At 62.2% G+C, this 13,040-nt stretch carries 12 protein-coding genes; 9 read left to right on the forward strand and 3 right to left on the reverse strand.

From position 1 onward, the window contains the following. Nucleotide 1: 1 nt before the first annotated feature. From PSH80_RS13970 to PSH80_RS14000, 7 genes are all read left to right on the forward strand, one after another. Nucleotides 2-1,075 carry a microcin C ABC transporter permease YejB gene (locus PSH80_RS13970; RefSeq protein ID WP_057436807.1) on the forward strand — a complete coding sequence of 358 codons (1,074 nt, stop codon included), beginning with the start codon at nt 2-4 and terminating at the stop codon, nt 1,073-1,075. A 1-nt stretch (nt 1,076) separates the two neighbouring features. After that, nucleotides 1,077-2,096 carry an ABC transporter permease gene (locus tag PSH80_RS13975; RefSeq protein ID WP_057436809.1) on the forward strand — a complete coding sequence of 340 codons (1,020 nt, stop codon included), beginning with the start codon at nt 1,077-1,079 and terminating at the stop codon, nt 2,094-2,096. A gap of 1 nt (nt 2,097) precedes the next feature. Then, complete coding sequence (locus PSH80_RS13980; RefSeq protein WP_169960683.1) at nt 2,098-3,708, forward strand: ABC transporter ATP-binding protein; 1,611 nt, start codon at nt 2,098-2,100, stop codon at nt 3,706-3,708. 176 nt (nt 3,709-3,884) lie between these two features. Then, entirely contained in the window at nt 3,885-4,415 is a 531-nt protein-coding gene (locus PSH80_RS13985; protein ID WP_115128320.1) for a sigma-70 family RNA polymerase sigma factor, read from the forward strand. After that, nucleotides 4,412-5,380 carry a FecR domain-containing protein gene (locus PSH80_RS13990; RefSeq protein ID WP_170044136.1) on the forward strand — a complete coding sequence of 323 codons (969 nt, stop codon included), beginning with the start codon at nt 4,412-4,414 and terminating at the stop codon, nt 5,378-5,380. The genes PSH80_RS13985 and PSH80_RS13990 overlap by 4 nt, the downstream gene beginning before the upstream one ends. A 227-nt stretch (nt 5,381-5,607) precedes the next feature. Continuing rightward, on the forward strand, nt 5,608-8,076 hold the full coding sequence (locus tag PSH80_RS13995; protein WP_305417160.1) for a TonB-dependent receptor: 2,469 nt from the start codon (nt 5,608-5,610) through the stop codon (nt 8,074-8,076). 112 nt (nt 8,077-8,188) lie between these two features. Next, on the forward strand, nt 8,189-9,010 hold the full coding sequence (locus PSH80_RS14000) for an AraC family transcriptional regulator (RefSeq protein ID WP_057436815.1): 822 nt from the start codon (nt 8,189-8,191) through the stop codon (nt 9,008-9,010). 1 nt (nt 9,011) lies between these two features. Here PSH80_RS14000 and PSH80_RS14005 read toward each other — a convergent pair whose 3' ends face one another. Continuing rightward, nucleotides 9,012-9,599: a LysE family translocator gene (locus PSH80_RS14005; RefSeq protein WP_057445062.1), complete on the reverse strand. Its 588-nt coding sequence runs from the start codon at nt 9,597-9,599 to the stop codon at nt 9,012-9,014. A gap of 97 nt (nt 9,600-9,696) precedes the next feature. Continuing rightward, nucleotides 9,697-10,293, reverse strand: a complete 597-nt coding sequence (locus PSH80_RS14010; protein ID WP_170059228.1) for an NUDIX domain-containing protein — start codon at nt 10,291-10,293, stop codon at nt 9,697-9,699. Between the two features lie 183 nt (nt 10,294-10,476). On the opposite strand from PSH80_RS14010, the gene PSH80_RS14015 reads away from it, so the two are divergent. Both PSH80_RS14015 and PSH80_RS14020 read left to right on the forward strand, forming a co-directional pair. Next, nucleotides 10,477-11,646 (forward strand): diguanylate cyclase, encoded by a 1,170-nt coding sequence (locus PSH80_RS14015; RefSeq protein ID WP_305417168.1) that lies wholly within the window; start codon nt 10,477-10,479, stop codon nt 11,644-11,646. Between the two features lie 74 nt (nt 11,647-11,720). Continuing rightward, complete coding sequence (locus PSH80_RS14020) at nt 11,721-12,605, forward strand: alpha/beta hydrolase (protein WP_057959388.1); 885 nt, start codon at nt 11,721-11,723, stop codon at nt 12,603-12,605. A gap of 202 nt (nt 12,606-12,807) precedes the next feature. Here PSH80_RS14020 and PSH80_RS14025 read toward each other — a convergent pair whose 3' ends face one another. Beyond that, nucleotides 12,808-13,020: a PLDc N-terminal domain-containing protein gene (locus PSH80_RS14025; RefSeq protein ID WP_057959387.1), complete on the reverse strand. Its 213-nt coding sequence runs from the start codon at nt 13,018-13,020 to the stop codon at nt 12,808-12,810. Between the last annotated feature and the right edge of the window lie 20 nt (nt 13,021-13,040).

Here is a 13,040-nt window from a genome sequence, read left to right on the forward strand (position 1 = left end):
CATGCTGGCTTATATTTTTCGCAGGTTGCTGCTGATCATCCCCACGCTGTTCGGCATTTTGCTGATCAACTTTGTGATTATCCAGGCCGCCCCCGGCGGCCCGGTGGAACAAATGATCGCCAAGCTCGAAGGCTTTGAAGGTGCTACCAGCCGCATCGCCGGTGGCGGTGCCGAAGTCTCGGTGGCCGGCTCCAGCTACCGCGGGGCCCAGGGCCTGGACCCGACGCTGATCAAGGAAATCGAGAAGATGTACGGCTTCGACAAGTCGGCGCCGGAACGCTTGTGGATCATGGTCAAGAACTACGCCCAGCTGGACTTTGGCGACAGCTTCTTTCGCGACGCCAAGGTCATCGACCTGATCAAGGAGAAAATGCCGGTGTCCATCTCCCTCGGGTTATGGAGCACCCTGATCATGTACCTGGTCTCGATCCCCCTCGGGATCGCCAAGGCCACTCGCCATGGCAGCCACTTTGACGTGTGGACCAGTTCGGCAATCATCGTCGGCTATGCGATCCCGGCGTTCCTGTTTGCCATTCTGTTGATCGTGGTGTTTGCCGGCGGCAGTTATTTTGACTGGTTCCCGTTGCGAGGCCTGACCTCCAACAACTTTGACGAACTGAGCTGGGGCGGCAAGATCCTCGACTACTTCTGGCACCTGGCGCTGCCGGTCACGGCCCTGGTCATCGGTAACTTCGCCACCATGACCCTGCTGACCAAAAACAGCTTTCTCGACGAGATCAACAAGCAGTACGTGATCACCGCCAAGGCCAAGGGCCTGACCAATCACCGGGTGCTCTACGGCCATGTGTTCCGCAACGCCATGCTGCTGGTGATCGCCGGGTTCCCTTCAGCGTTTATCGGCATCTTTTTTACCGGCTCGCTGCTAGTCGAAGTGATCTTCTCCCTCGACGGCCTGGGCCTGATGAGCTTTGAAGCGGCGATCAACCGCGATTACCCGGTGGTGTTCGGCACGCTGTTTATCTTCACCCTGCTGGGCCTGGTGGTGAAACTGATCGGTGATTTGACCTACACCCTGGTCGACCCGCGTATCGACTTCGAAAGCCGGGAGCATTGAGATGACGCTATCCCCCCTCAATCGCCGCCGCTTCGAGCGTTTCAAGGCCAATAAACGTGGCTGGTGGTCGCTGTGGCTGTTCCTGATCCTGTTTGGCCTGAGCCTGGGCGCCGAGTTGATCGCCAATGACAAGCCGTTGGCAGTGCATTACGACGGCGACTGGTACTTCCCGGCGCTCAAGCGCTACCCGGAAACCACCTTCGGCGGCGAATTCCCCCTGGAAGCCAACTACAAAAGCCCGTACATCCGCGAACTGCTCAAGGCCAAGGATGCCTGGACGCTATGGGCACCGATCCCCTACAGCTACCAGAGCATCAACTACGACCTGAAAGTCCCGGCGCCGGCGCCGCCCTCGGCGGATAACCTGCTGGGCACCGACGACCAGGGTCGCGACGTGCTGGCGCGGGTGATCTATGGCTTTCGAGTCTCGGTGCTGTTTGCCCTGACCCTGACGGTGTTGAGCTCGATCATCGGTGTGGCGGCCGGGGCCCTGCAGGGTTTTTATGGCGGCTGGGTCGACCTGGCCGGCCAGCGGTTCCTGGAAATCTGGTCGGGGTTGCCGGTGCTGTACCTGCTGATCATCCTCGCCAGCTTTGTGCAGCCGAACTTCTGGTGGCTGCTGGGGATCATGTTGCTGTTTTCCTGGATGAGCCTGGTGGACGTGGTGCGCGCCGAGTTCCTGCGCGGCCGTAACCTGGAATACGTGCGCGCGGCCCGGGCCCTGGGCATGCAGAACGGCGCGATCATGTTCCGCCATATCCTGCCCAATGCCATGGTCTCGACCATGACCTTTATGCCCTTCATCCTCACCGGCGCGATTGGCACCCTCACCGCCCTGGACTTCCTGGGCTTCGGCCTGCCCGCCGGTTCGCCGTCCCTGGGCGAGTTGGTGGCCCAGGGCAAATCCAACCTGCAGGCGCCATGGCTGGGCATCAGTGCCTTTGCGGTGCTGGCGATCATGTTGAGTTTGCTGGTGTTTATCGGCGAGTCCGCTCGCGATGCCTTCGACCCGAGGAAATGAGATGAATCAGGACAATCTGATCGAAGTCCGCGACCTCAGCGTCGAGTTCGTCACCGGCGAGCAGCATCAGCGCGTGGTGGAAAATATCAGCTTCGATATCCGCCGCGGTGAAACCCTGGCCCTGGTCGGCGAAAGCGGCTCCGGCAAGTCGGTGACCGCCCACTCGATTCTGCGCCTGCTGCCCTACCCCCTGGCGCGGCATCCGTCCGGCACGATCAAGTATGCCGGGCAGGATCTGCTGACCCTGAAAGAAAAGCCCCTGCGCCAGATTCGCGGCAACCGCATTGCGATGATCTTCCAGGAGCCGATGACCTCGCTGAACCCGCTGCACTCCATCGAAAAGCAGATCAACGAAGTGCTGGGCCTGCACAAGGGCCTGACCGGCAAGGCTGCGACCCTGCGCACCCTGGAACTGCTGGACCTGGTGGGCATCCCCGAACCGCACAAGCGCCTCAAGGCCTTGCCCCATGAGTTGTCCGGCGGCCAGCGTCAGCGGGTGATGATCGCCATGGCCCTGGCCAACGAGCCGGAACTGCTGATCGCCGACGAGCCGACCACGGCCCTGGACGTGACCGTGCAGTTGAAGATCCTCGAACTGCTCAAGGAGTTGCAGGCGCGCCTGGGCATGGCGCTGTTGCTGATCAGCCATGACTTGAACCTGGTGCGGCGCATTGCCCACCGCGTGTGTGTGATGCAGCGCGGTTGCATTGTCGAGCAGGCGTCCTGCGAAGAACTGTTTCGCTCCCCGCAGCATCCGTACACCCAGGAACTGCTGGCCGCCGAGCCCAGTGGCGGTCCGGCAAGCAACGCGGTTGGCCCACCGCTGCTGGAAGTCGACGACCTGAAAGTCTGGTTCCCGATCAAAAAAGGCTTCCTGCGCAATACCGTCGATTACGTCAAGGCGGTGGACGGTATCCACTTCAGCCTGCCCCAGGGCCAGACCCTGGGCATTGTCGGCGAAAGCGGCTCGGGCAAATCTACCCTGGGCCTGGCGATCCTGCGGTTGATCGGCAGCAAGGGCGGGATCCGTTTTGAGGGCCAGCAACTGGACCAACTGACCCAGCAACAGGTGCGGCCATTGCGCCGGGAAATGCAGGTGGTGTTCCAGGACCCGTTTGGCAGCCTGAGCCCGCGTATGTGCGTCAGCGAGATCGTTGGCGAAGGTTTGCGCATCCACAAGATCGGCACCGCGGCCGAGCAGGAAGCAGCGATTATCGCCGCGCTCAAGGAGGTAGGGCTCGACCCGCAGACCCGTCACCGCTACCCCCACGAATTCTCCGGAGGTCAACGCCAGCGCATCGCCATTGCCCGCGCCCTGGTGCTCAAGCCACGCCTGATCCTGCTGGATGAGCCCACCTCGGCCCTGGACCGCACGGTGCAGCGCCAGGTGGTGGAACTGCTGCGCAACCTGCAGGCCAAGTACAACCTGACTTACCTGTTTATCAGCCATGACCTGGCGGTGGTCAAAGCCCTGAGCCATCAGTTGATGGTGGTCAAACAGGGGCAAGTGGTGGAACAGGGGGATGCCAAAACCATCTTCGCCGATCCCCAGCATGCCTATACCCGGCAGTTGCTGGAGGCCGCGTTTCTGGTGCCGACCTCACGTAGCTGATCTTGAGTTTATGCCGGAGACGCCTTGTGGGAGCTGGCTTGCCAGCTCCCACATTTGATTTGTGCAGCTCTGCAGGCAAAGCCTTTCGCAAAAGCAAACCAATATCATTTGCGCTGCCCGCAGGCCTTTGCTTTAATCGCGACCAATTCCTATTCACGTCGTGGCGCCAGCGCCGGTTGGATATTGTGTCGACTTCCCCCGCTTCCTTCAGTCAGCTCTACGGCAGCCACCACTCCTGGCTGCTGGGCCTGTTGCGCCGGCGCCTGAGCAACCGCTGGGATGCCGCCGACCTGGCGCAAGACACCTTTATCCGCGTGCTCAAGCGCCCGCCTGACCAGGCTGACGCCGTGCGCGAGCGCTCGTACCTGGCCACCATCGCCCGTGGCCTGTGCATCGACCATTGGCGCCGCCGCCAACTGGAGCAGGCCTGGCTGCAAAGCCTCGCCGACCGCCCACAGGCGGTGCAGCCATCGCCGGAGCAGCGGGCGATCATTGTCGAAACCCTGTACGAGGTCGATGCCATGCTCGCGCGCCTGCCGCGCAAGGTCAGCGACGCCTTCCTGCTGGCGCAACTGCATGGCCTGACCTACAAGCAAATCGCCCTGCAGTTGGGGGTCTGTGAGCGCATGGTGAAAAAATACATGGCCCAGGCGCTGTTGCACTGCGCGGTGCTGGAAGCCGAACTCGACGGGTTGCTGGTGGAATGAACCCCAGCGGAAAACTCAGCCACGCCAGCCTGCAGCAGGCAGCCCAATGGTATGTGCGCCTACAGGACCCGCAAGGCGGCAGCCAGGCACAACAGCATTGGCAGACATGGCTGGGGCAGAACCCCGAGCATCAGGCTGCCTGGCGCTATGTCGAGCGCGTCAGCCAACGCTTCGCGCCCCTGACCGACGAGCCCATCGGCGCCGGCCGCGCCCTGCGCAGCACGCGGCGGCAAACCCTCAAGACATTATTGGTACTGTGCGCCGGTTCGACCTTGGCCTGGGGCACCTGGCGCGGCACTGCCCTGCCCCGGGTGATCGGCGGCTGGAGCGCCGACTACGCCACGGCCAGCGGCGAGATCCGCGACGCATTGCTCGCCGACGGCACACATATCTGGCTCAACGCCCTGAGCGCCATGGATGTACGCTTCGATGCGCAGCAGCGCCTGCTGCACCTGCGTTTTGGCGAAGTGTTGATCGACACCGCCAAGGACCTCCAGCGGCCGTTCCTGGTCGACACGGCGCACGGCCACCTGCGTGCCCTGGGTACGCGCTTCAGTGTGCTGCACAGCGAAGACAGCACCACCCTGAATGTCTTCGACGGCCGGGTAGAAGTGCGCACCGCCGACGGCCAGCAGGTACGCATTATCGAGTCCGGACAACAGGCGGTGTTCGGTCGGCACACGATCCGCAGCACAGTGCCCGCATCCGCCACCCGCGAGGCCTGGAGCCGCGGCGTGCTATTGGCCGACAACCTGCCCCTGGGCCAATTGATCGGTGAACTGAACCGCTACCGGCCCGGCCACCTCGGTTGTGACCCGGCCGTGGCCCATCTGCCAGTGATGGGCTCGTTCCCGCTCAAGGACAGCGAGCATGCGTTGCGGCTGCTGGAGGCGGCATTGCCGATCCAGGTGGACAGAGTGCTGCCGTGGTGGGTCAGCGTGGGGCCCAAAACACACGCTACCTAACGCCAACCATCCGGGCTGTTGTGGCGAGCGGGCTTGCCCGCGTTGGGTCGCGTAGCGGCCCCAAAAGATGGGACTGCTGCGCAGTCCAACGCGGGCAAGCCCGCTCGCCACAACAGGCCTGGCTCAAGGCGAGCAGTTTTTTTGGCTCCACCTGTTCCCCTTTTCGACGTTCGTTCGGTTAACCCAGCAGACGCTTTCATATTCGCCGAATCCGTAGGGAACCTTCCATGTCGCAACCCGCTGCTTTCACGCTGCGCCCCCTGGCGCTGGCCATCACCGCGACCCTGCTCTGCCTGGGCCCGCTCAATGTGCAGGCGGTGGAAACGCCGTCGACCCAGGAAACCACGCGCAGCTACAACATTGGCGCCGGGTCGCTGGTCAGCGTGCTGAATCGCTTTGCCGAGCAGTCCGGGGTGTTTATCGCCGGCCACAACAGCCTGGCAGCCGGGAAGACCAGCCCTGGACTCAGTGGCAGCTACACCCCCGCAGCCGGCTTGCAGCGTTTGTTGCAAGGCAGCGGTTTGCAGGCCCAGCCCCAGGGCGACAATGGCTATGTGCTGGAGCTGGTGCCGCTCAATACCGGCGAGCTGGAGCTCGGTGCCACCACCATTTCCGGCGTGGCCCTGGGCGCCACCACCGAAGACAGTCATTCCTACACCACCGGCTCGATGGCCTCGGCCACCGGCCTGCCGCTGTCGATCCGCGAGACGCCGCAGTCGGTCACCGTGATCACCCGCCAGCAGATGGATGACCAGGGTTCCAACAACATCGCCGACACCCTGCGCCGCGCCCCTGGCGTCAGCGTGCAGAACTACGACAGCGAGCGCTGGGAGTTCTCCAGCCGTGGCCTGCCGATCACCAATTTCCAGTACGACGGCGTCAACTCCACCTATGACGGCGTGTATGACTACGGCACCACCAGCACCGACATGGCGGTGTACGACCACCTGGAAATCATCAAGGGCTCATCGGGCCTGATGAGCGGTTCGGGCGACCCGTCGGCCACGGTCAACCTGATCCGTAAAAAGCCCACCAAGGACTTCAAGGCCTCGGTTACCGGCACCGTGGGCTCCTGGGACAACTACCGCACCGAAGGCGATATCTCCGGGCCGCTGACCGAGTCGGGCAATGTGCGCGGGCGTTTTGTCGGGGTTTATCAGGATCGCTCGTCGTACCTGGACCACTACCAGCACACCAAGGACATTGCCTACGGCATCCTCGAAGCCGATCTGACTCCCGACACCCTGCTGACCTTCGGTATCGACCAGCAGGACACCCGCTCCCGTGGCGCCAGCTGGACCGGTTTCCCGATGTATTTCAGCAATGGCAATCGCACGAATTTCTCGCGCTCGTTCAACCCGGCCGCCGACTGGAGCCGCCGCGACTTCCAGAACCAGACAATCTTCGCCTCGGTCCAGCAAAAGCTGGCCAACGACTGGTCGCTCAAAGTCAGCCTGGACCGCAAGCGCAGCCAGCACGACACCTTGCTCGCCTCCGCCAGTGGCGGCAACCCGGACCAGGTCACTGGTGAGGGCATGTACATGTTCATGGGCAAGTACAAGGGCGACCAGGTGCAGAACACCCTTGACGTCAACCTCAACGGCCCGTTCAGCCTGTTGGGTCGCGAGCACGAGTTGATCATGGGCTTTATGGCAACCCGCTCGAAACAGGACGTGCCGGTCTACGGTTCGATCTACCCGCCGGTGGGCGGCAGCATTTATGACTGGCGTGGTGAGTACGCCAAGCCGGATATCCCGCGCAGCGGCCAGAACGATATTGTGCAACGCCAAACCGGCGCCTACCTGGCGACCCGCCTCAAGCCTACCGATGACCTGTCGGTGATCCTGGGTACCCGCGTCAGCAATTTCAGCAACACCGACACCACCGACTTCTACGCTGCGACGAGCACCGACGCCCGCACCAGCTACAAACAAACCGGGGTGGTGACGCCCTACGCCGGGGTGGTCTATGACCTCAACGACATCTGGTCGGTGTACAGCAGCTACACCAAGATCTACCGCCCGCAAAACAGCAAGGATGCCGACCGCAAATTGCTCGACGCGATTGAGGGCGACACTTATGAAGCCGGGCTCAAGGCGGCCTTTTTCGACGGCCGCCTGAACGCCAGCTTCGCCGCGTTCCGCATCGAACAGGACAATGTCGCGCAATACGTCTCGGGCTTTGAAAGCGACTCGATCTATCGCCCGATTGCCGGCGCCACCACCAAGGGCTTTGAGGTGGAACTGGCCGGCGAAGTGCTGGACGGCTGGAATGTCTCGGCCGGCTACACCTACCAGCACACCCGCGATGCCAACGACGATTACGTCTACAGCTCGGTGCTGCAAACCACCACGCCGCAACAAGTGGTGCGCCTGTTCAACACCTATCGCCTGCCGGGCGCGCTGGACAAGGTGACCCTCGGCGCCGGGGTCAACTGGCAGAGCGAGTTCTTCGGCAATGTGTTCCAGCCCAACCCGAATGACACGGTCAACTTTGGCCAATACGCGCGCATCACCCAGGACAGCTACTACCTGGTGGACCTGATGGCACGCTATCGCTTCAACGAGCACTTGAGCGCGACGTTGAACGTGAAAAATGCCCTGGATAAAAAGTACTACACCGGCCTGGGCAACTTCGGCACCGGGTTCTACGGCGAGCCGCGCAGCCTGCAACTGGCGACGCGCTGGGACTTCTAAGCCTGGGGGGCGCCCCCTGAGAAATGTGGGGGCTTGCCGGCTTCTACATAAGGTCGGCGGCGTATTTATGTGCAATCATCGTGGTCCTACAAGGTCCCCCGGAGATTGCACCATGGCGCTGCCCGACCTCGCCGCCCCACGCTTCTGGCGTGATGCCAGCCTGCCGTTTATCGAGGCGCGTACCATCGAGGATGGGCGCAAGGTCTGCTACACCCGGCATGCCCACGACCACTTCTCGATTGGCGCGATCACCGCCGGGCAAAGCCTGTATCTCCATGGCCCGGACACCTTCCACATCCGCGCCGGCACTGTGGTGCTGATGAACCCGGGCGATGTGCATGCCTGCAACCCCATCGACGACCAACCCTGGTCGTATCACATGCTCTACATCGACACGCCCTGGCTGACCGATCTGCAACACCAGTTGGGGTTTGCCAGTGACTTGGGCTTTCGCCGCTTCGACGCGACCCATACCGACGACCCGCTGCTGTTTGCCGGCCTGTTGGAGCTGTACACCGTGCTGGTCGACGAGCACACCGAGCACCTGCAGAAACACAGCGCCGTGGTGAGTTTTTTCACTGAGGTGCAACTGCGCCTGAACCCGGCTGCCGAGCCTGTACGCGAGGTCAATCACAAGCTGGAACACGCCGCCGAGTACATCCGCGCGCATTGCACCGAGGCGCTGAAGCTGGAAGCTATCTGCCAGGCGGCGCAGTTGTCGCCGTCTTACCTGATCCGCGCGTTCAAGCAGGCTTACGGCATGACGCCCCATGCGTTCCTGATCAACCAGCGCGTCCAGTTCGCCCGCAACCAGTTGCGTAGCGGCCACCTGATTGCCGATGTGGCACTGGCCGCCGGTTTTGCCGACCAGGCGCATCTGCAGCGCACGTTCAAGCAACACCTGGCGGCCACGCCGGGGCAGTATCGCGGCTGACTCACGCCAGCAACAGGTACACCACGCTGATCACCAGCAACAGCGCCATGGCCCGATTGAACAGGCGCATGCCCCGGGCATTGCTCAGGTAACGACGAAAGAACGTGCCGACATACGCCCAGCACGCCACCGATAGATAGCAAATCACCAGGTACACCGCCGCCAGTTGCCAGACCCGCGCAGCCTCACCATCGGCCGCAAACAGGCCCATGCCCGCCACACACGCCAGCCAGGCCTTGGGGTTGAGCCATTGCATGACCGCGCCATAGAGCATCGACGGCGCAACAGCCGCGTCTTGCGCATCCAGCCGGCCGTCGTCCATCGCCAGCTTGTAGGCCATGTACAGCAGAAAGGCCACCCCGCCCCACTGGATGCCCTGGGTCAGGATCGGCCAGCGCACCAGCAGTTCGTGCAGGCCCAGGCCAATCAACACCAGCAGCAAGGTGAAGCCCAAGGCCGCGCCGGCCACGTGTTTCTGGCTGGCGGCAAAACCAAAGCGCGCGCCCGAGCCAAGGGCGACCACATTGACCGGGCCGGGGGTGATGGACGTCGCCAAGGCGAAGGCGGCCATGGACATGATCAAACTCATTGCACTTCCTTTTTTGTAATGACAGGTGGACAGGCCTGTACGCTACGTCCCTGTAGCCAGTGCGTATTGAAGAAAATGCCCCTGGAGGCGCTGGCTTCTACGCGTGGGTCAGCGCCGCCTTGAGCAGCCGCAGCTCCAGGTATTGCAGGAGCATGATGGTCTTGCCATCGACAATTTCGCCGCGGCCAACCATGGCGATGGCCTCGTCGAATCCCAACTCCAGCACCTGAATATCTTCGCCTTCGTGCTCCAACCCGCCGCCCTCGCCCACGCGGTCGCCAGGTTGGTACTCACCGATAAAGAAATGAATGCGCTCGGTCACCGAGCCCGGGCTCATGAAGGCCGAGTAGATTTTCTCCACGTGGCCTACGCGGTAGCCGGTTTCTTCCTCGACTTCCAGGCGAATACGTTCTTCGGGGCTGGCGTTGTCCAGCAAGCCAGCGGCGGTTTCGATCAGGTAGCCGTCATGACCATTGACGAAGGTCGGCATGCGGAACTGGCGAATCAGCAACACTGTGCGCTGCAAGGTGTTGTACAGCAGGATGGTTGCACCGTTGCCGCGGTCGTACACCTCGCGGGTCTGGGCTTGCCAGCTGCCGTCCCGGCGACGCAGGTCGAAGCTGTATTTTTTCAGCAGGTACCAGTTGTCCGAGAGCAACTCTTCGGCGGTGATGCGTACGGGGCTGTTGTCCATGGGGAGCCTTTTGGTCGCAGGGTCGCGCAGCATGTCGGTGACGCCCTGCCAGCGTCAAGCTGTCCATAGGCCAGCATTGTTATGGGTTATCCAGCTACAATTGCGCCCTTTGTGCACCGGATCACCGCCCAGGCATGTGTCCGACGGGGTGATCTCGACAGTGCATCCTTCGGGGTCAAGGACATGATGCTGCACATACCGACGCTCCTGATAGTTGCCGTCTTCGTTTTTTGCCTGATGGGCTTGCTCACCGTGCATGCCTGGCATCGCGTACGTGAGCCCACCCTGGGCTATCTTGGCGTGATGCTGTTGCTGGCCTCCCTCGGCACGGCGTTGATGGTCGTGCGCGGGGTGGGCGTGGACTTCGTCGCGCTGGTGATAGGCGATGTGGTGCTCCTGATGAGCGCGGCAATGAACTGGACCGCCATGCGCCTGTTTGTCCAGGGCAAGCCACACCTGCCGGGCATCCTTGCCGGGCCGGCGCTGTGGCTGGTGATGTGCCTGGTCCCGCAGTTCTATGGCTCGATGTCCAGCCGGGTGACCCTGTATTCCCTGATAGCCGCGAGCTACGGCGTGCTGTCGGCCCTGGAGTTGTGGCGCCACCGTCAACACCTGGAAGTGGCCTATCTGCCAGCCGTGGTGCTGATGCTGTTGCATACGACCTTTTACTGCGTGCGCGCCGTGCTCGATCCCGGCATGCCGTACAAGGACCCGAACGCATTGATGAACGACGGCGTACAGCTTTTTTCGTTCATGCTGTTCGAATCCATGCTGTATGCCATCGGCATCGCCTACGTCACCCTGGCGATGGTCAAGGAGCGCGCCGAACTCAACTTCAAGGCGGCCGCCTTCACCGACGTGCTGACCGGTATCGGCAACCGCCGGGCGTTCATGCTCCATGGCGAACAACTGCTGGCCGACAGCATGCTGCGCGGGCAGCCGGTGACATTGCTGTTGTGTGACCTCGACTACTTCAAGCGCCTGAACGACAGTTTTGGCCATCCCATGGGCGACCAGGCGTTGATCGCCTTCAGCCAACTGACCGCGTCGATCTTGCGCAAGCACGATCTGTTTGCGCGTATTGGTGGCGAAGAGTTTGCCTGCCTGCTGGCCAATACCGATGAACGAGGCGCCGTGCAAGTGGCGGAACGCATTCGCCAGCGGTTCGCCGAACTGGACCTGCTGGCACCGGGGTTCCTCAGTGTGAGCATCGGGGTGGTGACCACCACGCCGGCCTGCCACGATCTGTCGCGCCTGCTGTCCCAGGCCGACCAGGCGCTGTATCGCGCCAAGGATCAGGGGCGCAATCGCGTGCAGACCGCCTGTAACACTTTGCAAGCAATCGCCCCCTGACGGTGGTCTGAATATTCCCCTCACTGGCCAGGCATCTGGTAAAAATCCGGCTTCGCTCCTGTCCTGGAACCTCCATGGCCTCACGTTTTCTCTCGCGCCTGCGTTTGCGCTGGTTGCCCCTGCTGTGCATGGCATTGCTGATCATCGGCCTGCCCGTGGGCTGCAATGTGCTTCAACACAAGGAGCGCGAGCTGGTGTTTCGCATCGAGCCCGGCACCGCCAGTTGGTACCGCGGCCTGCCGCAAGGCTTACAGGAGTTCGAACTCAAGCCGGCCAGCTTCAAGTCCGGGCAGAGCCTGCATGGCTGGTGGTGGCCGGCGGCGAAAAAAGACGCGCCGGCGATCCTGTACCTGCACGGCGTGCGCTGGAACCTCACTGGCCAGCTGTTTCGCATCGAGCAACTGCACGCCCAGGGCTACTCGGTGCTGGCCATCGACTATCGAGGGTTTGGCCAGAGCCAGGGCGACTTGCCGTCAGAGACCAGCGTCTATGAAGATGCGCGGATTGCCTGGGAGCGCTTCCAGGTGCTGCAACCTGATCCAGGCAAGCGCCTGATCTATGGCCATTCCCTGGGCGGCGCCGTCGCCATCGACCTGGCGGCCGAGTTGGGCCAGCAGGCCGCCGATAAACAGCTGCCGCCGCCGGTGCGCGGGCTGGTGATCGAGTCCACCTTTACCTCCCTGGCCGACGTGGCGGCGGCCGTGGCGAATACCTCGCTGCCGGTGCGCTGGTTGCTGTCGCAGAAGTTTGATTCCATCGACAAGATCGCCGAGATCCATATGCCCTTGCTGGTAGTGCATGGCCTTGACGACCGCTATGTGCCGCCGCGCTTCAGCCAGCAACTGTTTGATGCGGCCCTGGAGCCCAAGCACCTGCTGTTGGTGCCGGGGGCCAGTCATAACAACAGCCTGAGCCTGGGTGGTCGCAGCTATCGCCAGGCGCTCCAGGGTTTGCTGTAGAACAGCGGATCCGGCACCGATTTCAGCGACGCGTGTCAAGCGCAAGCCGCACGCCAAAAGGCTTGCGAACGATCCTGATCAAATATTAACCGCGGGTTGAATCGCCAGCGCTGCCGGGCCCGCGCAAGGTTATCCACAGAGATACCCACGGTTTTCGTGGACAACTCTTTTGGCATTTAAACGATTTTTTTACGCGGGAGGTTCACCGATTGGCGCCGGCGTTTTCCTTGGCAATCGCCTTGGGCCCGGTGATCGCCCACAGAATCATGCCCAGCAGGGGCACGAATACAATCACCACGACCCACAGCATCTTGGTTTCGGCTCGACTGGCACTGCGCAATACGCAGTTGATCGCCCACAACTCAGCCAGCACCAACAGCGTTGCCAAAATAATCCAGATGTATTCGATTTGCATGGTTCACCTCCTGAGGTCAT

Origin of the sequence: Pseudomonas sp. FP818 (genome assembly GCF_030687335.1) — a bacterium.
Taxonomy (GTDB): Bacteria; Pseudomonadota; Gammaproteobacteria; order Pseudomonadales; family Pseudomonadaceae; genus Aquipseudomonas; species Aquipseudomonas shahriarae.